This window comes from Cryobacterium arcticum (genome assembly GCF_001679725.1).
Classification (GTDB): domain Bacteria; phylum Actinomycetota; class Actinomycetes; order Actinomycetales; family Microbacteriaceae; genus Cryobacterium; species Cryobacterium arcticum_A.
The window spans coordinates 2,848,357-2,866,707 of record NZ_CP016282.1; the positions used below are offsets into that span (position 1 = coordinate 2,848,357).

The 18,351-nt window shown below is 69.4% G+C and carries 20 protein-coding genes and 1 pseudogene; 12 read left to right on the forward strand and 9 right to left on the reverse strand.

Annotated elements, in window-relative coordinates:
• Window positions 1–21 precede the first annotated feature (21 nt).
• The 3 genes from PA27867_RS12815 (at window position 22) to PA27867_RS12825 (ending at window position 2,891) form a co-directional block, all read left to right on the forward strand.
• The gene (locus tag PA27867_RS12815) at window positions 22–2,100 is read left to right on the forward strand and encodes a glycogen debranching N-terminal domain-containing protein (RefSeq protein ID WP_066596916.1); all 2,079 of its coding nucleotides are present in this window, start codon (window positions 22–24) and stop codon (window positions 2,098–2,100) included.
• Between the two features lie 243 nt (window positions 2,101–2,343).
• Window positions 2,344–2,550 carry a hypothetical protein gene (locus tag PA27867_RS12820; protein WP_066596917.1) on the forward strand — a complete coding sequence of 69 codons (207 nt, stop codon included), beginning with the start codon at window positions 2,344–2,346 and terminating at the stop codon, window positions 2,548–2,550.
• Between the two features lie 53 nt (window positions 2,551–2,603).
• A complete protein-coding gene (locus PA27867_RS12825) occupies window positions 2,604–2,891 on the forward strand; it encodes a hypothetical protein (protein WP_066596923.1) in 288 nt (95 codons plus the stop codon).
• Window positions 2,892–3,048: 157 nt separating this feature from the next.
• Here the strand turns inward: PA27867_RS12825 and PA27867_RS12830 are convergent.
• Window positions 3,049–3,514: pseudogene (locus PA27867_RS12830) on the reverse strand (NUDIX domain-containing protein).
• A gap of 370 nt (window positions 3,515–3,884) precedes the next feature.
• Between PA27867_RS12830 and PA27867_RS12835 the strand changes: the two are divergent.
• The 4 genes from PA27867_RS12835 to PA27867_RS12850 all read left to right on the forward strand — a co-directional run bounded on the left by PA27867_RS12835 (window position 3,885) and on the right by PA27867_RS12850 (window position 6,940).
• Complete coding sequence (locus PA27867_RS12835; protein ID WP_066596925.1) at window positions 3,885–4,373, forward strand: histidine kinase; 489 nt, start codon at window positions 3,885–3,887, stop codon at window positions 4,371–4,373.
• Window positions 4,374–4,466: 93 nt separating this feature from the next.
• Complete coding sequence (locus PA27867_RS12840; RefSeq protein WP_066596927.1) at window positions 4,467–5,312, forward strand: DUF4097 family beta strand repeat-containing protein; 846 nt, start codon at window positions 4,467–4,469, stop codon at window positions 5,310–5,312.
• A 75-nt stretch (window positions 5,313–5,387) separates the two neighbouring features.
• A complete protein-coding gene (locus PA27867_RS12845; RefSeq protein WP_066596928.1) occupies window positions 5,388–6,182 on the forward strand; it encodes an ABC transporter ATP-binding protein in 795 nt (264 codons plus the stop codon).
• Entirely contained in the window at window positions 6,179–6,940 is a 762-nt protein-coding gene (locus tag PA27867_RS12850; RefSeq protein WP_066596930.1) for an ABC transporter permease, read from the forward strand. Before PA27867_RS12845 ends, PA27867_RS12850 begins: the two co-directional genes overlap by 4 nt.
• A gap of 48 nt (window positions 6,941–6,988) precedes the next feature.
• Here the strand turns inward: PA27867_RS12850 and PA27867_RS12855 are convergent, their stop codons facing one another.
• On the reverse strand, window positions 6,989–7,291 hold the full coding sequence (locus PA27867_RS12855; protein WP_066596932.1) for a helix-turn-helix domain-containing protein: 303 nt from the start codon (window positions 7,289–7,291) through the stop codon (window positions 6,989–6,991).
• Between the two features lie 63 nt (window positions 7,292–7,354).
• Here PA27867_RS12855 and map point away from each other — a divergent pair, with 63 nt between their 5' ends.
• A complete protein-coding gene (map, locus tag PA27867_RS12860; protein ID WP_066596934.1) occupies window positions 7,355–8,125 on the forward strand; it encodes a type I methionyl aminopeptidase in 771 nt (256 codons plus the stop codon).
• Between the two features lie 162 nt (window positions 8,126–8,287).
• On the opposite strand, the gene PA27867_RS12865 is transcribed toward map, so the two are convergent.
• From PA27867_RS12865 to PA27867_RS12875, 3 genes are read right to left on the reverse strand one after another with little or no spacing between them, the layout of a single operon-like run.
• Window positions 8,288–10,156: an ABC transporter permease gene (locus PA27867_RS12865; RefSeq protein WP_066596935.1), complete on the reverse strand. Its 1,869-nt coding sequence runs from the start codon at window positions 10,154–10,156 to the stop codon at window positions 8,288–8,290.
• Between the two features lie 8 nt (window positions 10,157–10,164).
• The gene (locus PA27867_RS12870; protein WP_066596936.1) at window positions 10,165–11,175 is read right to left on the reverse strand and encodes an ABC transporter ATP-binding protein; all 1,011 of its coding nucleotides are present in this window, start codon (window positions 11,173–11,175) and stop codon (window positions 10,165–10,167) included.
• Window positions 11,176–11,197: 22 nt separating this feature from the next.
• Window positions 11,198–12,205 carry an extracellular solute-binding protein gene (locus PA27867_RS12875; RefSeq protein WP_420480700.1) on the reverse strand — a complete coding sequence of 336 codons (1,008 nt, stop codon included), beginning with the start codon at window positions 12,203–12,205 and terminating at the stop codon, window positions 11,198–11,200.
• 145 nt (window positions 12,206–12,350) lie between these two features.
• On the opposite strand from PA27867_RS12875, the gene PA27867_RS12880 reads away from it, so the two are divergent.
• The gene (locus PA27867_RS12880) at window positions 12,351–12,752 is read left to right on the forward strand and encodes a hypothetical protein (RefSeq protein ID WP_066596941.1); all 402 of its coding nucleotides are present in this window, start codon (window positions 12,351–12,353) and stop codon (window positions 12,750–12,752) included.
• Between the two features lie 86 nt (window positions 12,753–12,838).
• Complete coding sequence (locus tag PA27867_RS12885; protein ID WP_066596943.1) at window positions 12,839–13,027, forward strand: hypothetical protein; 189 nt, start codon at window positions 12,839–12,841, stop codon at window positions 13,025–13,027.
• A 17-nt stretch (window positions 13,028–13,044) separates the two neighbouring features.
• Here the strand turns inward: PA27867_RS12885 and PA27867_RS12890 are convergent, their stop codons facing one another.
• Together PA27867_RS12890 and PA27867_RS12895 are read right to left on the reverse strand one after the other, a co-directional pair.
• Window positions 13,045–13,611, reverse strand: a complete 567-nt coding sequence (locus PA27867_RS12890; protein WP_066596945.1) for an SOUL family heme-binding protein — start codon at window positions 13,609–13,611, stop codon at window positions 13,045–13,047.
• A gap of 236 nt (window positions 13,612–13,847) precedes the next feature.
• Complete coding sequence (locus tag PA27867_RS12895; RefSeq protein WP_084021124.1) at window positions 13,848–16,034, reverse strand: elongation factor G-like protein EF-G2; 2,187 nt, start codon at window positions 16,032–16,034, stop codon at window positions 13,848–13,850.
• 110 nt (window positions 16,035–16,144) lie between these two features.
• Between PA27867_RS12895 and PA27867_RS12900 the strand changes: the two genes are divergently transcribed.
• Window positions 16,145–16,834: a DUF1294 domain-containing protein gene (locus PA27867_RS12900; protein ID WP_066596953.1), complete on the forward strand. Its 690-nt coding sequence runs from the start codon at window positions 16,145–16,147 to the stop codon at window positions 16,832–16,834.
• A 33-nt stretch (window positions 16,835–16,867) separates the two neighbouring features.
• Here the strand turns inward: PA27867_RS12900 and PA27867_RS20675 are convergent, their stop codons facing one another.
• Entirely contained in the window at window positions 16,868–17,017 is a 150-nt protein-coding gene (locus tag PA27867_RS20675) for a hypothetical protein (protein WP_157109218.1), read from the reverse strand.
• 82 nt (window positions 17,018–17,099) lie between these two features.
• Complete coding sequence (locus PA27867_RS12905) at window positions 17,100–17,501, reverse strand: winged helix-turn-helix transcriptional regulator (protein WP_084021126.1); 402 nt, start codon at window positions 17,499–17,501, stop codon at window positions 17,100–17,102.
• A 135-nt stretch (window positions 17,502–17,636) separates the two neighbouring features.
• Between PA27867_RS12905 and PA27867_RS12910 the strand changes: the two genes are divergently transcribed.
• Window positions 17,637–18,221: an NADPH-dependent FMN reductase gene (locus PA27867_RS12910; RefSeq protein WP_066596954.1), complete on the forward strand. Its 585-nt coding sequence runs from the start codon at window positions 17,637–17,639 to the stop codon at window positions 18,219–18,221.
• Window positions 18,222–18,351 lie beyond the last annotated feature (130 nt).

Consider the following 18,351-nt stretch of genomic DNA (forward strand, 5'->3'; position numbering starts at 1 on the left):
CACTGGAGTCGTACCTCACTCATGCTTTCCCACCCCGTCCAGCCCCTGCTCCACGATTCCGCCATCGTTCTGGCCGCGCCCACCCAGGCGTGGTCCGGCTCCGACGGGCGCACGAGTCTGCCGATCCACGGCCTGTATCACGCCGACACCCGCATCCTCTCCGGGTGGACCCTCCTGGTCGGCGGCGCCGCCGGCGAACCGATCGGCTCGGCCGCCCGCGGGGCCGGCGAGATGACGTTCAACGCGCTGCTCCGCCACCTCGACGACCGCACCGCCGACCCACGGCTGCGGCTGCACGTCACCCGCACGGTCACCGCCGGGCGGCTCACCGAGCAGATCACCATTGAGTCCGGGCTGGCCGAGCCGGTCGACACCACGGTGTCGGTGCGCCTGTCGGCCGACTTCGCCGATATGCAGACCGTCAAGGCCGGGCTGGCCAGCGCGGCCGACCGGGCCGCGTTCCCGGCGGCCGAGCTGCCCGAGATCCCGTCCGTCGAGGTGCAGACCAGCGACGCGGGCATCCGCCTGACCACCCCCACCGTGGCAGCGCTCGTGCAGGTGAGCGGCGACGGCGTGCTCGGCACGGATGCCGCGGCGCTCGGCCGCCACTCGGCCGACCCGGTCGGCGCTCTCGGCCGGCCCACCGAACTCGGCGCCAACTGGGCGGTCACCGTGCCGGCCCGCGGCAGCGTCACCGTCACCTGGACCGTCGACATCGACCACTCCGCCACCGTCGTGCAGGCGGCCCCCGGGCTCCCCGAATGGGCGGGGGTGTCGGTGCAGTCCGGCGACGCCCGGCTGGGCCGCTGGGTGCAGAAGGCCCTTGAGGACCTCTCCGGCTTGCGGATGGCCACCACCGCGCGTCCGGAGGAGCCGTTCCTCGCCGCCGGCGCCCCGTGGTTCTTCACCCTGTTCGGCCGGGACTCGATCTGGGCCGCGCGGTTCCTGCTGCCGCTGGGCACCGAGCTGGCCGCCTCCACCCTGCGCATCCTCGCCGAGCTGCAGGGCACTTCGACTAACGACGAGACCGCCGAGCAGCCGGGCAAGATCATGCACGAACTGCGGCCGGCCGCGTTCACCATCCCCGGCGAAGACGTGTCGCTGCCCCCGCTGTACTACGGCACTGTCGACGCCACCCCGCTGTGGATCTGCCTGCTCGCCGACGCCCACCGCTGGGGCATGGCCGACGCCGAGGTCGAGGCCCTGCTGCCGCACCTCGAGGCGGCCCTGGCCTGGATGCGTGACTTCGGCGACAGCGACGGCGACGGGTTCCTCGAGTATGTCGACAGCACCGGCCACGGCCTGGCCAACCAGGGCTGGAAGGACTCCGGCGACTCCATCCAGTGGCGTGACGGCAGCCTGGCCGACGGCCCGATCGCGCTCTGTGAGGTGCAGGCCTACGCCTACCAGGCCGCCATCGGCGGCGCCGACCTGCTCGACGCGTTCGGCCGGCCCGGCGGCGACGTGTGGCGGGCCTGGGCCGAGAAGCTCAAGACCCGGTTCCGCGAGTCTTTCTGGATCGACTCGCCCGCGGGTCGCTACCCGGCCGTGGCGCTGGACGCGTTCAAGCGCCCGGTCGACACCGTCACCAGCAACATCGGCCACCTGCTCGGCACCGGCCTGCTCTCCGCCGAGGAAGCCGCCCTCGTCGCCGCCCGGTTGGTCTCCCCCGAGCTCAACTCCGGCTACGGCCTGCGCACCATGTCCACCGACTCGGCCGGCTACTGGCCGGTGAGCTACCACGGCGGCTCCGTGTGGACCCACGACACCGCCATCGCGATCGCCGGCCTCGGCCGCGACGGCTTCGGCGCCGAGGCGGGCGAGCTGATCACCGGCCTGCTCGCCGCGGCCGAGTCGTTCGACTACCGGATGCCCGAGCTGCACTCCGGCGACGACGCCACCGCCGTGACCGCCGCCGGCCCCTACCCGGCCGCCTGCCGCCCGCAGGCATGGGCCGCCGCCGCCGCGGTGGCCGTGCTGGGCACGGTGCTCGGCTTGGCCCCCGACCCCGCCACCGGCGAGGTCACCTCCGCCCCCATCACCCCGGCCGTCGTGGGCGACGTGACCGTGCACGGCCTGCCCGCCCGCTGCATCCGCTGACCGGCGGCAGATCGGGGATCTCACCCAGCCTGAACGGGCGCCGCACCAGCCATCGTCGCTGACTACGGCGCCCGTTCCTGCAGGTGTGCACCGAATCTCAGGCAATTCCGTGACGATTCGGCCGCTGTTCCCCTCTCAGTAGTGAGGGCGGGCCAATCGCTGCGGCACTGCGGCGACCCGCCCGCCCTCGCCAACGCTTGCGTCGACACGTCCGCGTCCTCCGCAACAAGAAAGCAGGCCACCATGACCGCTCTACGCCTCATCGTCACCGCCGCCATCGCCTTTGCCGCGTACTTCATCGGAGCCAAGGCCGGCCGCGGCCGCTACAAGCAGATCCGTCGGAACGCCAAGAAAGCCTGGAACGACCCGACCGTGAAGAAGGCTCGCGCCCGCACCCACAAGCTCGCCAGCCGCAACGCGAAGAAGATCACCAAGGCCGTTCACCGCTAAGCCGTTCGCCGCTTCGCCCTGAACCATCCCGACCCCTCGCCCGAAAGGACACCATGACTGACAACACCGCCCAGCAGGCCCAGCACCTCGCCGAGGACGCCGCCGACAAGGCCACCGACCTCGCCGAGCAGGCCCGCCACGCCATCGACGACACCGTCTCCACCGTCAAGTCGGCCGTCAACGACCTCGACCTCGACAAGACCGCCGACACCGTCATCGCGACGGCCCACGAGACGCTCGACAAGATCACCGCGGCGTACAAGCGCAACCCCGCCCTGGTGCTCACCATCGCGTCGGTCGCCCTCGCGATCGTCGGCACGATCGTCTCCCGCCGCCGCTAACCGGCCCCAGGCCGCCACGACGGCCCGTCACCGAACCGGGTGGCCGCATCCGCTACACACGGATGCTGCCACCCGGTTTTTCTGTGCCCTCAGGTTCGGTGTGTGCCCACGTTCTGTGTGTGCTCAGGTTCGGTGTGTGCTGGTGTTCGGTGTGCGCTCAGCGTCCGAGCAACTCGGCGAGCGCCCCGAGAACCGCGACCTGCCCCTTCACCAGCTTCTCCCGCGCCTCCGGGATACTCACCCAGCGCGCATCGTCGATCTCGGGGAACTGCTTGATAGTGCCCGATCCCCTGGGCCACTCGAGGTCGAAGGTGTTGCTCGCCACCCTCTCCACAGCGAGGTCGGAACGGGCGGCGAACACCGTGACCACCTTCCCCGAGGGCTGGCGGAACCCCCAGCTGCACATAGTCCGCGGCCGGAGCCGGAACGCCGATCTCTTCCTCGAACTCTCGCCTGGCCACCGTGAACGGATCCTCTCCCGGCTCGTACTCCCCCTTGGGGATCGACCAGGCCGCGGCATCCTTGCGCGCCCAGAACGGCCCACCCATGTGGGCGATCCACACCTGCAGAACCCCGGCATCCGTCACCCGATACAGCAGGATGCCCGCACTGAACACGGTCATCGCGCTGCTCCCCGCGTCAGGGCCGCCAACGTGCCCGCCCGCGCAATCCAGCGCTTCGCTCCGTCCATGCTCCTAGTGTCACACCGCGCTCCACGCTTTCGCGGCACAGGCCCTGGCAGCGCCGCAACATAGGCAAAAGTGAGATTAGAAGGATGCGCGCGGCGAATTCGTCCTATCGATGTCGCGATGTCCCTTTAATCGTGCTGCGCCATAGCCTGGGGTGCTCCGGCTAGTGCCCAGGCGCCCCGTGAGCCGCACGGTGAGGGCCGCTCAACGGATGCGACACCCACTGGGCAACCTGACACCACTAATTCCATATCTGACACCACAAAACCTTGCGGTGACACCACAGTGGTGTCACACTGAAGTCATGGAACTCGCACCCTACGTCACCGACCTTCAGCGGCAGCTTCTCGAGGCCGCGGAGACCGGCAGCGACGACACCCGCGCGTTGGCCGAACGGCTTGCCGCGGGGCTCGACGCGGCCGCGCGGCTGGTGCTGCTCGACGTGCTGTCGGCCGCGGCCGGCGAGATCACCCGTGACCTCGCCCCCGGGTCGGTGGACCTGCGGCTGCGCGGGCGCGAGGTGGAGTTCGTCGTGACAGCGCCCACGGCCGAGCAGGAGGGCGACGACGGCTCCGCCGCATCCGTCGACCTGGACGATGTGAGCACCTCACGCACGACGCTGCGCCTGCCCGATGCCCTCAAGGCGCGGGTCGACGAGGCGGCCCTGGCCGACGGCCTGTCGGTCAACACCTGGCTGGTGCGCGCAATCGCGGCCGCGGTTCAGCCCAAACAACGACGCTCCGCGCAGCGCACCCTGCGCACCGGCGACAACTTCGCGGGCTGGGCGCGCTAAGCCCAGGCCCCGCCGTACCACCAGCTCCGCACAGCCGCGGGGCCGGTCGACCATACCCAAAAATGCCCGAGCCCACGAAAGGCAGGCGTCAGCATGCCCAGCTTCCCCACCCCTACCCCGATCGATCTGGCCGTCAACCTGCAGGTCGGCGACCTCGAGATCGTGGCCGGCGACCGCACCGAGACCGTCGTGACCGTGTCGCCGAGCAACCCCGCCAAGGCCGTCGACCGTCGCGGCGCGGAGGAGACCCGCGTCGATTTCGACGGCCAGCGGCTCACCGTGACCGGCCCACGGCCTCGGCTCAGCTGGATCGGCCCTACCGAGTCCGTCGACGTGCGAGTGGAACTGCCGGCGGGGTCGCGGCTCACCGCGGAGATCGCGGTGGGCGGCGTGCACACCTCCGGCCGGCTCGGCGCCACCCGCATCAAGTGCTCCATGGGCGCGGTGGACGTTGACGGCACCGGCGACCTCTGGCTGCGCGCCGGGCACGGCACCATCAGCGTCAACGGCATCGCGGGCGGCGCCGAGATCACGGCCGACCACGGGCAGATCCGGGTCGGCAGCGTGGCCGGCGACGCGCTCCTCAAGGCCTCGCACGGCAGCATCGAGATCGGTGAGTCGGGTGGCGACCTGGACGCCAAGCTCTCCTACGGCGACCTCGAGATCACCCGGGCGCTCGCCTCGGTGACCGCGAAGACCGCCTACGGCAGCATCCGGTTGACCGAGGTCTCGGGCGGGTCGGTACAGGTGGAGAGCGGCTACGGCCAGGTCACCATCGGCGTGCGGCCCGGCGTGGCCGCCTGGCTCGATCTCGCCTCGAAGGACGGCCGGGTGCGCAACCACCTCGAGGCCGACCGCGCCCCGGCAGAGTCCGAGCCCACCGTCGCGGTGCGCGCACGCACCCAGTACGGCGACATCACCGTGCGGCACGCCCCGTAACGGGCGCGCGCCGATCAGCCACAGAAACACCCGTCAGAACCACCCACAGAACCACCCACAGAAGGGAACCACACCATGAGCGACACCCTCACCCGGCACCCGGCGATCCGGGTGCAGAACATCGAGAAGTCCTACAAGGAGCTGCACGTGCTGCGCGGCGTCAGCTTCGACGTCGCCCCGGGCAGCATCTTCGCCCTGCTCGGCTCCAATGGCGCAGGAAAGACCACCCTGCTGCGCATCCTGTCGACCCTGCTCCGGTTCGACGCCGGCACCGCGGCCGTCAACGGACACGACGTCGCCACCGAGCCGCTCGAGGTGCGCACCTCCATCAGCCTCACCGGCCAGTTCGCCGCCGTCGACGAGATCCTCTCCGGCAAGGAGAACCTCGTGCTGATGGCCAAGCTGCGCCACCTCGCCAATCCAGGCCAGGTCGCGGATGCGTTGCTTACGCGTTTCGACCTCGTCGACGCGGCCACCCGCCGGGTGTCGGCCTACTCGGGCGGAATGCGCCGGCGGCTGGACATCGCCATGAGCCTGATCGGACACCCCGAGGTGATCTTCCTCGACGAACCGACCACCGGACTCGACCCGGAGGCCCGGCAGGAGGTGTGGCGGGTAGTGCGAGACCTCGCGGCGCAGGGCACCACGGTGCTGCTCACCACGCAGCATCTCGAAGAGGCCGAGCAACTCGCCGACCGCATCGCGATCCTGCACGAGGGGCGCATCATCGCCAACGGCACCCTCGCCGAGCTCAAGCGACTGCTGCCGCCCGCAAAGGTCGAGTACATCGAACGACAGCCCACCCTCGAGGAGATCTTCTTCGCCCTGGTGGGCACCACCTCCCCCGAGCCCGGAAAGGACCCATCATGAGCACCCACTTCATCGCCGACACGAACAGCCTACTGGGCCGCTCCTTGCGGCACATCACCCGCAGCGCCGACACGATCATCACCACGGCGATCACGCCGATCGCCATCCTGTTGCTGTTCGTCTACGTGCTCGGCGGCGCGATCAACACGGGTACCGGCAACTACGTCACCTACCTGCTGCCCGGGATCATGCTGATCGCGATCGCCTCCGGCATCGCCTACACGGCCGTGCGGCTGTTCACCGATCTGCAGAGCGGCATCTTCGAACGCTTCCACTCCATGCCCATCAACCGGTCCTCGGTACTGTGGGCACACGTGCTCACCTCGCTGGTGGCCAACGGTATCTCGGTCGTCATCATCGTGGCGGTCGGCCTGGCCATGGGCTTCCGCACCTCCGCGGGCCCGCTGGCCTGGCTCGCCGTGGCCGGCATCCTGGCCCTGTTCACCCTGGCGCTCACCTGGGTCGCGGTCATCGCGGGCCTGTCCGCCAAGACGGTGGATGGCGCGGCCGGGTTCTCCTATCCGCTGATCTTCCTGCCGTTCATCAGTTCGGCGTTCGTGCCCACCGACACCATGCCGGGGCCCGTGCGGGTGTTCGCCGAGAACCAGCCGGTCACGGCGATCGTCAACACGATCCAACAGCTGTTCGCCGGGGAGCCGGTCGGCAGCGACATCTGGGTGGCACTGGCCTGGTGCGTGGGCATCCTGGTGCTCGCGTACGGGTTCGCGATGCGGGTCTACCGGCGCAAGGTGAGCTGAGCGGTCCGGCGACCGCCGGCAGCTCGGGGGTGCCGCTCGCGCCGAAGCCTAGGAGGCCAGGCGCTCCCGGGGCGCGCGGGCGCCGGCGGGCTCAACAGTCTCGCGTTCGGGCTCGGAGATTTCGGCCCACACGGCGTCGAGGGAGAGTCCGACGACCTCGGCGATCGCCGCGATGGTGGGGAAGGCGGGGGTGGCGACGCGGCCCAACTCGATCTTGCGCAGGGTTTCCGGTGAGACGCCGGCATCCAGTGCGATGTCGAGCATCGAGCGCGCTCCCCTGGCCCGGCGCAACAGGGCGCCGAGGCGCGCTCCACGCTCGACTTCAGCGACTGTGAGCGGCAACCTGACCATGCCACCAGTCTATCCGGGATACTTAGACCGGTATAGTTATTGGTTCCAGACGAGAGGCACCGCATGATCGAGATCCTGAACCCCACCGAGGTGGCCCGGGCGCGCGAAACCGGCGCGCTGGTCGCCAACATCCTGCAGACCATGAAAAGCCGCAGCGCGGTGGGCACGAACCTGCTCGACATCGACCGGTGGGCCCAGGCCATGATCGTCGAGGCCGGCGCCGAGTCCTGCTACGTCGACTACGCACCGTCGTTCGGCCGTGGGCCGTTCGGCCACTACATCTGCACTTCCGTCAACGAGGCCGTGCTGCACGGCCTGCCGCACGACTACGCCCTGGCCGACGGCGACCTGGTGTCGCTCGACCTCGCCGTGCTGCTGGGCGGCATCGCCGCCGATTCGGCCATCAGCTTCATCGTGGGCGACACCAAGCCGCCGGAAAGCGTCGCGCTGATCGACGCGACCGAGCGCGCCCTCCAGGCCGGCATCGCCGCCGCCGGACCCGGCGCCCGCATCGGCGACATCTCGGACGCCATCGGCACGGTGCTCGACGCCGCCGGCTACCCCGTCAACGTCGAGTTCGGCGGCCACGGCATCGGCTCGACGATGCACCAGGACCCGCACGTGTCGAACACCGGCCGCCCCGGCCGCGGCTACACGTTGCGCCCCGGGCTGCTGCTGGCGCTCGAGCCGTGGGTGATGGTCGACACCGACAGGCTCGTGACGGATGCCGACGGCTGGACCCTGCGCAGCGCCACCGGCTGCCGCACGGCCCACAGCGAGCACACCATCGCGATCACCGACGACGGCGCCGAGATCCTCACCCTGGCCCGGTAGCGGCGCCTTGGCGGCGACGGTTAGGGGGAGAAAGTGAGTTTATGAGGATGCACTCGCGCATCGCGTCCTATTTTGCGACCGTTGTCCTCATAAACGTTCGTCGCGCCCGGTGCAGGGTGTGCCGGAAGCACAGCGTGCACCGGAGCCCTGTAGTGGCCCGGGCTAATCTCGCGCGGAACCTGATGTCACCGTTGGCATCACGGCGCCGGCGGTGACTGGAGTCGTTGCTGCCGCTGCAGCAGCCGGGCCCACTGCGGCCGCGGGGCCCACACCGGCTCTGGTGCCCGACGAGCCGGCGCCAAGTGACCGCGGCTTGCGGCGGCGGCGGCCGCGGGCGCCGCTCCGGCCGTAGACCAGGTACATGGTGAAGCTCATGATGATCATCAGCAGCACCGTGTACACGAACGTGATCGACATGGCGTCGAGGTTGTTCTCACCCTCGGTGCTCGCCCGGATCGCGAGGCCCAACGGCTGGTAGAGCGGGTGGTAGAGGAAGACGGCCGCGTCATAGTCATCCAGCAGACTGTTGAAGTTGAGCGCCGTGATCGCCGCAGCCGTGGGCAGCACCAGCGGCACCAGCACCGTGCGCAGCGTGAACAGCGGCCCGGCACCGAGGATGCGCGCGGCATCCTCGAGCGATTCGGGCACCGACGCGAACGCGGCCTTGAGCAGACGCAGGGTGAACGGGATCTTGATGATCACGTACGCCACCAGGAGCAGCAGAGTGGTGCCGGTGAGCACCTGCCCGCCGATCAGCGGGTTGGGCCGGTCGAAGGTCATCACGAGCGCCAGCGCGATCAGGATGGTCGGCAGGATCCACGGGATGTGCAGCAGGTACTCCAGCAGCGACGTGACGGGGTTGCGGTGCTTGTGCAGCACCCGGGCGACGAACAGCATGCCGAGCACCACGATCAGTGAGGCCAGCGCGCTGTAGACCACGCTTACCACGAAGGGTTTGAGCACCTCGGGGGTGCCGAACACGGTGGCGTAGTTGGCCAGGGTGAACGCGTCCCAGGTGATGGTGCCGGTGCTGATCGCGGTGGCTTCGAGGAACGAGAACAGCACGATCAGCAGCACCGGCAGCGCGTAGACCACAAACAACACGTACGCGGCCACGTGTACGAGCACATTGGCCAGCGGGTTGCGGATGCGCTGCTTCTGCAGCGGCGTGGCCACCTTGGCCACCGAGAAGTAGGTGCCGCTCTTCTCCACCCGGTTCATCAGTGCGAGCAGCACGATCGTGGCGAGGCCCAGGATGATGGCCAGCAGTGCCGCCAGGTCGCGGGAACCGCTGCTCTTGGAGAACGTGAGGATCATCGGGGCGATGGTCTGGAAGTCGGTGCCGCCGAGCACCAGCGGCGCGGTGAGCGCGCCGAGGCCGGTGAGGAACGTGAGCACCGTGACGGCGAAGATCATCGGGCGGAGCGCCGGCAGCACGATGCGCCAGAGGATGCGCCAGGTCGACGCGCCCATATTGCGGGCGGCTTCGATGGTCTGGTAGTCGATCTTCGCCAGCGACGAGCCGAGGAACAGCATGTGGTTCGTGGTGGTGGCCAGGGTCATCACCACGACCACCGCGAAGTAGCCGGAGAACCAGTTGGGGTCGATGTCGGGGAACACGTTGCGCACCGCGTTGGTGATGAAACCGTACTTGCCGTAGATGAAGTTGTACCCGGCGGCCAGCACGATGCCGCCGTAGATGAGAGTGGTGGCGTAGCCGAGCCAGAGCACCCGGGAGCCGCGGATCTTGAAGTAGTCGGTGACGAGCACGATGAAGATGCCCACCACGTTCACCGTCACGGCCAGGGTCGCGGCCAGCGCGAAGCTGTGCCACAGGCTGTTCAACGCCCGGTCCGAGCTGACGAGTTTCTCCAGCGCCCGGAAGCTCAGCTTGCCGTCGGGAAAGAACGTGCTGATCAGCAGGGTGGCGTTGGGCAGCACGAGGAAGGTGGCCACGAACCAGACCAACAGCACGAGCACCACGACGACGAGCGGGGAACGGAACATGGTCCGCACCGATGAGTTGCGCATCCGGGCCCCTAGTACTGCAGGATCGCGGCGGGGTCGATGTACAGGGTCGCGGCGGCACCGGGCACCAGCGGGGCCGCGCCGCCCTCGGGCACCAGCGCGCGGATCCGGCTGCCGTGGCTGTCGATCGTGTAGGTGCTGTGCGAGCCCTGGTAGACCCGGTCGGCGACCACACCCGCCAGGCGAACGGATGCGCCGCGCGCCGGTGCCTGCAGCCCCACCTTCTCCAAGCGCAGGTACGAGCTCTTGTCGGCGGACAGGAACTCCCCGCCGTTGCCCCGCAGCTGCTGCAGGAACTCACCGGTGAGCCGGTTCATCGCGCCCACGAAGGTGGCGACGAACTCGGTGGCCGACCGGTTGTAGATCTGTTCGGGGGTGCCCACCTGCTCCACCACGCCGTGGTTGAACACGGCGATGCGGTCGCTCATGGTGAGGGCTTCCTCCTGGTCGTGGGTGACGTAGACCGTGGTGATGCCCAGCTCGCGTTGCAGGTTCTTGAGCTGCTCGCGCAGCTGCACCCGCAGCTTCGCGTCGAGGTTGGAGAGCGGTTCGTCCAGGAGCAGGATGCGGGGCTTGAGCACCAGGGCGCGGGCGATGGCCACGCGCTGCTGCTGGCCGCCGGAGAGTTCGGAGACGTTCTTGGTCAGCTGCTCCGGGGTGAGTTCCACCTGGGCGGCGATCTCCTGCACGAGCCGGTCGGTCTCCGCGCGGCCGGTCTTTCGCACCTTGAGGCCGAAGGCGATGTTCTCGCCCACGCTCATGCTGGGGAACAGCGCGTAGTTCTGGAACACCATGCCCACGCTGCGCTTCTCGCTGGGCAACTTGCTGGCCGGCTTGCCGTCGATGTAGATCTCGCCCGCGCTGGGCTCGATGAACCCGGCCAAGGTGCGCAGCGCGGTGGTCTTGCCGCACCCCGAGGGGCCAAGCAGGGTGAAGAACTCCCCCTGCTCGACCTCGAGGTTCAGCTGCGGGATGGCGACATGCTCGCCGAAGGTGACGTCGATGTTCTCGAACCTGATCATGATGGCGCTATCCCGGGGTTGGTTACGGCAGGTATTCGAGTTCGGTCTTCTCGACCCAGGCGCCGATGTTCTCGCGGGTGAGCGCGAAGTCGATGTCCTGCTTGGGCAGCGATTCGATCAGCTCCACGACCGCGGGCAGCGCCTGGGCGCGGGCCTTCTCGTTGACCGGGTAGGAGGAGAACTCGGCCGCAAACGCGCCCTGGGTCTCTGCGCTGCCGAACCAGTCGATGAACTCCTCGGCCTTGGCCTCGCGTGGGGTGCCGGCGATGACGCCGATCTGCTCGGTCACGTAGGGCACGCCATCCGCCGGGCTGATCACGCCGGTCGTGGTGCCGTACTCGGCGTCACGGCTGGTGATGCCGCTGGAGGGCAGCACACCGAAGTCCACGTCGCCGCGGGTGAGGCGGGCGTACAGGTCGGTGCCTTCCTCGGCGGGCGACCCGTGGGCGAAGTAGGCCTCCACCTGCTCCCAGCCCTTGTCGGAGACGCCGAGGTCACCCTTCTCATCGAGGTACGGGGCGAGCAGGCCGGCGAGCACCAGCTGCGGGGTGGCCTGACCGAGCACGGTGTTCACTTCGTAGCGACCGTCGTAGGCGGCGTCTTCCCACAGGTCGGACATCTCGTCGGGCGCGTCGGTGACGATGTTGGTGTCGTAGACGGTCACGATGGCCTGCTCCACGAGCGGCCAGAAAACGCCGTCTTCCGGGTCACCGGATGCCTGGTCGACTTCGCCGGCCCAGGCCGGTTCGTAGGCGGTCACGGCGTCTTCGGCCTTGAGGGTCTCGAAGAACATGTTGTTCAGCCCGAACACCACGTCCCCGACCGGGTTGTTCTTCTCGGCCACGATGCGGTTGGCCAGGTCGGCACCGCCCAGACCCACGATCTCGATGTCGATGCCGGCTTCCTTGGCCTGCGCGGTGACCCACTCGCCGCGGCCGTCGCCGTTGGAGTTGGTGTAGACGATCAGGGTGCCGTCGGCGTCGCCGCCGCCGGATCCGGCGTCCGCCGAGGCGCACGATGCCAGAACCATGGTGCTGAGAATGAGGGTGGCCACGGTGGCTGTCTTGAAGGTGCGTCTGTGCATTGTTCTCGTCCTTGTCCAGGCCGCGAAAACGCCGAGGGCGCTCACCGGCCGTATCTGCGTGTCGGCAATCGTCACTTCACGTTAGGGCGGGGTGGATCCCGTCCCCGACCGATCGGGCGACTGTTCGCCCGTCGTTTCCCTGCTGTACATCTGCGTGCTCTTGGCCCGGTGCCGCGCGCTGGTCAAGCCGGTCGAGACCCCGCCCGCCACGCTGGTCGAGCCTGTCGAGACCCCTCCCCACGCGCTGGTCGAGCCTGTCGAGACCCCTCCCCACGCGGCGGTGGAGCCTGTCGAGACCCAGCCCGCCACGCTGGTCGAGCCTGTCGAGACCCCTCGCACCGCGCTGGTCGAGCCTGTCGAGACCCCTCGGGGACGCGTCGTAGCCCCCTTCGTCATCGACCGCGATGACGAAGAACGTGACGCACGCCCCATTTGTATCTCCCCGAAAGAATTCCCTGGGTTCCCACCGTATGGCACCGTCGCGCGCCTGTAAGTCCCCCTAAATGAGGACCAGCTCCCCAGCGAACAACCCGGTGGCAGGGCACTTCATCCGGCCCCACGACCCGCTAACCTGCCGGGATGGACAACACAACCGTCGTATACGAGAACAGCGGCTGGTGGTTCGCTCTGGCGATCGTCACCGCCGGCCTGGCCGAGACGAAGGGACGCCGGCGCTGGGTCTGGTTCCTGCTGGGACTCCTGCTCGGCCCGATCGCCACCGCGCTCGTCGTCGTCTGGGCCAGGCCCGATTCCGTCTCGTTCCGCTGAGACCGGTGCGCCGGCTACTAGGCGTCGGCGAGATCGAGCAGTACTTCGTTGCGCCGCAGGAATGCGGGTTTGAAGGGCGGGTCGAACCGGGCAAACCGTGGCTTGCCCGTCGCCGTGAGGCCGGCAGCGCCGAGAGCCGTGCGCAGTTCTTCCAGGTGCCGGGCGTAGCCGTCCTCGGTCCAGCGTCCCCGGTAGCGGATGGCCGCCACTGTGCTCTCGGGTACCGTGCGCAAGTGCACCTCAGGGCTGATCGGGCGCGGCGCGGTGTCTTCAGTGAGCCCGGCGGGCAACACGAAGGCGACGCGGTGGCTACCGTCGGCGGCGTCGCCGGGCTGCTGCACGACGGGGGCCGTCATCGCGATCTTCGTCGAGGCGGCATCCTGCACCACCGGAGCCGTCATCGCGACCTTGGTGCGGGTCACGTTCTCCCCGCTGATGTAGTTGAACAGGTACCGGAATGCGCGATTGCCGGCGTCCTCGAACGCCCCGTCCACGACGACCTCGGCCAGAACGTGCGCGGGGTAGCGGCGCACCTCGAAGTCTTCGTAGGTCTGGGCGACATCGTAGGGCTGCTGCTCGGTCATCTCTCAACGGTACTCCGCGCGGCGTGCATTCTGCCTGAGAGGCTCCCGCGCGCGACGCGGGCCACGCGCCGCTCCGCCCCAGGCACGCCACCCGCGCAGCGGCGCCCCACCCGCGTACCGCGCGACCGGGCCGCAGCCCGGCCAACTCACCCGCGCAACGGCGCCGCACCCGCGTACCGCGCGGGCCGGTTGGCTCGCCGCGGATGCCCGCCCTCACTCCCGGCGCGGACCCCCGGTCAGGCGTGCACCGCCGCCGACGCCACCTTGGCCGGCACCGGCTCGTGCCGCAGGTAGCGCCGCCTGAACGTGCCGCTTCCCGCGGTGAGGGCCCGCAGCTCGATGGCGTAGCGGAGCAGCTCGGCATCCGGGATCTCGGCGTTGATCTCGGTGCGCTCGTCCGCGCCCGGGTTCGAGCTCTCCTCCGCCACCGAGGTCGTGCCGGTCATGTGGCCGCGGCGGGTGGAGAGGTCGGTCATCACCGGGCCCACGTAGGCGTCGGGCACGGTGATCGTCACCGCCGAGACGGGTTCCAACAACTGGATCCGGCCCGCCGCGGCGGCCTCCCGCAACGCGAGGGCTCCGGCGGACTGGAACGCCGCATCCGACGAGTCGACGCTGTGCGCCTTGCCGCCCACCAGGGTCACCCGGATGTCCACAACCGGGAACGCCGCCGCAACGCCGCGGGCCATCTGCGCCCGCACACCCTTCTCCACCGATTCGATGTAGTGGCCGGGCACCACCCCGCCGACCACCTTGTTCACGAACTCGAAGCCGGCGCCGCGCTCGAGCGGCTCCACCTCGATGTCGCAGATGCCGAACTGGCCGTGCCCGCCGGACTGCTTCACATACCGGCCGCGGGCGGCGACCGGCGTGGCGAAGGTCTCCCGCAGCGGCGTGATCACGTCCACCGTCTGCACATGCACACCCTGGGCGCGCAGTCGGTCGAGCACCACCTCGGCGTGCGCCTCGCCCATGCACCAGAGCACCAGCTGATGGGTTTCGGCGTTCCGCTCCACCCGGAGGGTCGGGTCGACAGCGGCGACCTTGCCGAGGTTCTTGGCGAGCGCATCCTCGTCGCTGTGCGCCTCGCCCTGCACGGCCACGGGCATCAGCGGCTCCGGCATCTCCCACGCCTGCACGAGCAACGGATGCTCCCGGTCGGAGACCGTGTCGCCGGTCTCGGCATCCGTGAGCCGGGTGAGCGCGCAGATGTCGCCCGCCACGCTGAACGGCACCGGCCGCAGGGTCGCCCCGAGCGGGGACTGCAGGTGTGTGACCCGTTCGTCGCTGTCGTGGTCCTGATGCCCGCGGTCGGCGAGCCCGTGCCCGCCGATGTGCACGATGCTGTCTTCCCGCAGGGTGCCGGAGAAGAGGCGCACCAGGCAGACCCGGCCGAGGAACGAGTCGATGGTGGTGCGCACCACCTCGCCCACCAGCGGGCCGGCCGGGTCGCAAGCCAGCGGCCCCACGAGCTCGCCGGCCAGCCCGGTCACCGGCGGCAGCAAGCGTTCCAGCGGCGACGGGAACGCCCCGGTGAGCAGCTCCAGCAGTTCGGCCAGGCCCACCCCGGTCTCGGCGGAGGTTGCCAGCACCGGATAGAACGAGCCGCGGGCCACCGCGATCTCCAGGTCGGCAGTCAGGGTGTCGAGGGCGATGTCGGCGCCGCCGAGGTACCGGTCGAGCAGGGTCTCGTCTTCGCTCTCGGCGATGATGCCCTCGATCAGGGTCGACCGCGCCGCCTCCGAGTCGAGGAGCTCGGCCTCCGTCGCCGGGCGCGGGGCGGCCGCGGCCCCGGCCTCCGAGACGGTGCCGCTCAGCAGCCCCAGCAGCCCGGTGATGGCACCGCCGCTTCGCACCGGCACATACAGGGGCAACACCCCGGTGCCGAAGTTCTCCCGGCAGGCCGCGAGCACCGCGTCGTACCCGGCCCGCGGATGGTCCACCCGGCTGATCACGACGGCCCGCGGCATCCCGATCCGCTCGCACTCCGCCCAGAGGGCCGTGGTGGCCGCGTCGACACCGTCCACCGCGGAGACCACGAACAGCGCCGCATCCGCCGCCCGCAACCCGGCCCGCATCTCGCCGATGAAGTCGGCGTAGCCCGGGGTGTCGAGCAGGTTCACCTTCAGGTCGCCCACCGTCAGCGGCACGACCGAAAGGGCCACCGAGCGCTGCTGGCGCACCTCGGACGGGTCCGAGTCGCTCACCGTGCTGCCGGCCTCGATCGAGCCCAGTCGGGTGATGGCGCCGGTGGCCATGAGCAGTGCTTCGGTGAGCAGGGTCTTGCCGGCGCCCGACCGGCCCACCAGCGCCACGTTGCGAATCTTCGCCGGGTCGCTCGCGGGTGCGCCCGACGCCGAGGCCCGCCGTTGTTCCGCGCCGCCGCGACCTTTCGCCGCCTCCTGTGTGCCTTTTCCCACCATGTGTAGCTCCCGACCTCGTCGTCTTCGAATCCCGCACCGATGTAACCGATTGATACCCAGTCCGGTCCCGAGGGCAAGGGCCGGGCGCCTGCGACGGTTACGCTCGATCCATGGGTTCCCGAACTGCGCGCATGCACGGCACGCTGACGTCCTGGGACGACGATCGAGGCTTCGGCTTCATCACCCCCAGCGAGGGCACCGGCAAGACCTTCGTGCACATCAAGGCCTTCCCGGCCCGGCCGACCCGGCCGCAGCTCGGTGAGGCGCTCACCTTCGAGGTCGAACACGAGCCCGGCGGCAAGAGCAAGGCCACACGGGTGCGTCCGGCGGGCCAGCGCGAGCAGCCGACCGGCCAGCGGGGGCGCCCCGCCGGTCAGCGGATGCCGTCGTCCGCGCAGCGCCCGGCCTCGCGCAAGCGGTCTGGCGCCGCCCTGTACCTGCCGATTCTGCTCTTCGTGCTGGGCTATCTCGTGGTCAACGCACTGTGGCCGATCCCGCTGTGGGTGGCCGGCATCTACCTCGTGGCGAGCATCGTCTGTTTCGTCTTCTACGCGGCCGACAAGTCCGCCGCCGGCGCGGGCCGCTGGCGCATCTCGGAGACGACGCTGCTCCTCTGGGGCGTCGTGGGCGGCTGGCCGGGCGCCATCGTCGCCCAGCAAACCCTGCGGCACAAGACGCAGAAGGTCAGCTTCCGGCGGGCCTTCTGGGGCAGCGTGGTCGTGAACCTCATCGTGTTCGCGGTGTTCGCGACGCCGGTGTTCGCCCTGGTCGTGGAGTGGACCAAACGCTCGCTGCGCTGACGTCAGCGGCCCCGACCGTGGACTCGGTCGTGGTTACTCGGGCGGGCGGGCCGCCCCGGCTTGCGCCCACTTGGCGTGATCCCGCATGCCGAAACGCACACCGAGCCTGATCACCCAGAACAGAGCAAATGCGGCAAGCGCGACGACGAGCAGGTAGATAAGTATCCCCAATACGCTGTACATGGGGCCAACCTATCGACGAATCCAACGAAGCCGAAATGCCCGTGCGCCGTCGACCGACCTGGTACGAGCCGGCCGGAGGCGCTCAGCCGTCGAATCGAGCGCGGCTCTCTTCGATCTCGGCCCGGTGCCGCTGCGTCCAGTCGATGAACGCCCGCACGGGTTCGCTCAGGGTGGTGCCCAGCGTGGTGAGCTCGTATTCCACCCGCGGCGGCGATTCGGGATAGCTCGTGCGCGAGACCAGACCGTCGCGCTCCAACGCGCGCAGCGTGCGCGTCAGCATCCGGTGCGAAATGCCCGGGATGTCTGCCATGAGGTGGGTGAACCGCACCGGTCCCGCAGCGAGGGCGCGGATCACACTCATGGACCACTTGTCGCTGGTCAGTGAGAAGACGTCTCGCACCAGGGCGCGGGAACTCGGTTCCCGGCACAGGGCATCCGCATCGGGGTCGAGCGTGAAATTGGTTTCAGCGGGCAGCGCTGTCATCCCGGATTTCTTCCCTTCGTGTGCGTCACGCACCTCAAAGTGCGGGACTCGGTGCGGGACTAAAACCGCGGCAGAACCGCTTCCCAGTACTGCCAACGTGCGTTACGCACAAATAGTTCCCAAGGAGAAGAACCCGTGACCAAGATCGCCATCATTCTCGGCAGCACCCGCCCCGGACGCAACGGTGAAGCCGTCGCCAAGTGGGTGCAGGGCATCGCCGCACGCCGCAGCGACGCCGAATTCGAGCTCGTCGACCTCGCCGACTTCCCGCTGCCGCACTTCGACGAGCCGGGGTCGCCGGCGATGGGTGTCTACTCGAACGACCACACCAAGGCGTGGTCGGCCAAGATCGCCGAGTTCGACGGTTACGTCTTCGTGACGCCCGAGTACAACCACTCCACCTCCGGGGTGCTGAAGAACGCGCTGGACTACCTCTACACGGAGTGGAACAACAAGGCCGCCGCGTTCGTGAGCTACGGCGGCGTCGGCGGGGCCCGGGCCGTGGAGCACCTGCGGCTCGTCGCCTCCGAGCTGCAGCTGGCGACCGTGCGCGGCCAGGTGGCCATTTCGCTGGCCACGGAGTTCGAGAACTACTCGGTCTTCAAGCCGAGCGACTACCTGCTCCCCCAGGTCGACACCATGCTCGACCAGGTCGTCGCCTGGTCGAAGGCGCTTGAGCCGCTGCGCGCCACGGATGACCAGGATCAGGCTGCCGCGTAACCCGCGTTTTCACGGCGCGCGGGTCAGGCGCCGCTGAGCTGGTGGCGTGCCACCAGCTCAGCGGCGCCCGGCCCGCGTATCCCGTCCAGCTTCGGCCGGGCCCGCGCATTCCGCGCGGACCCGGGCCACG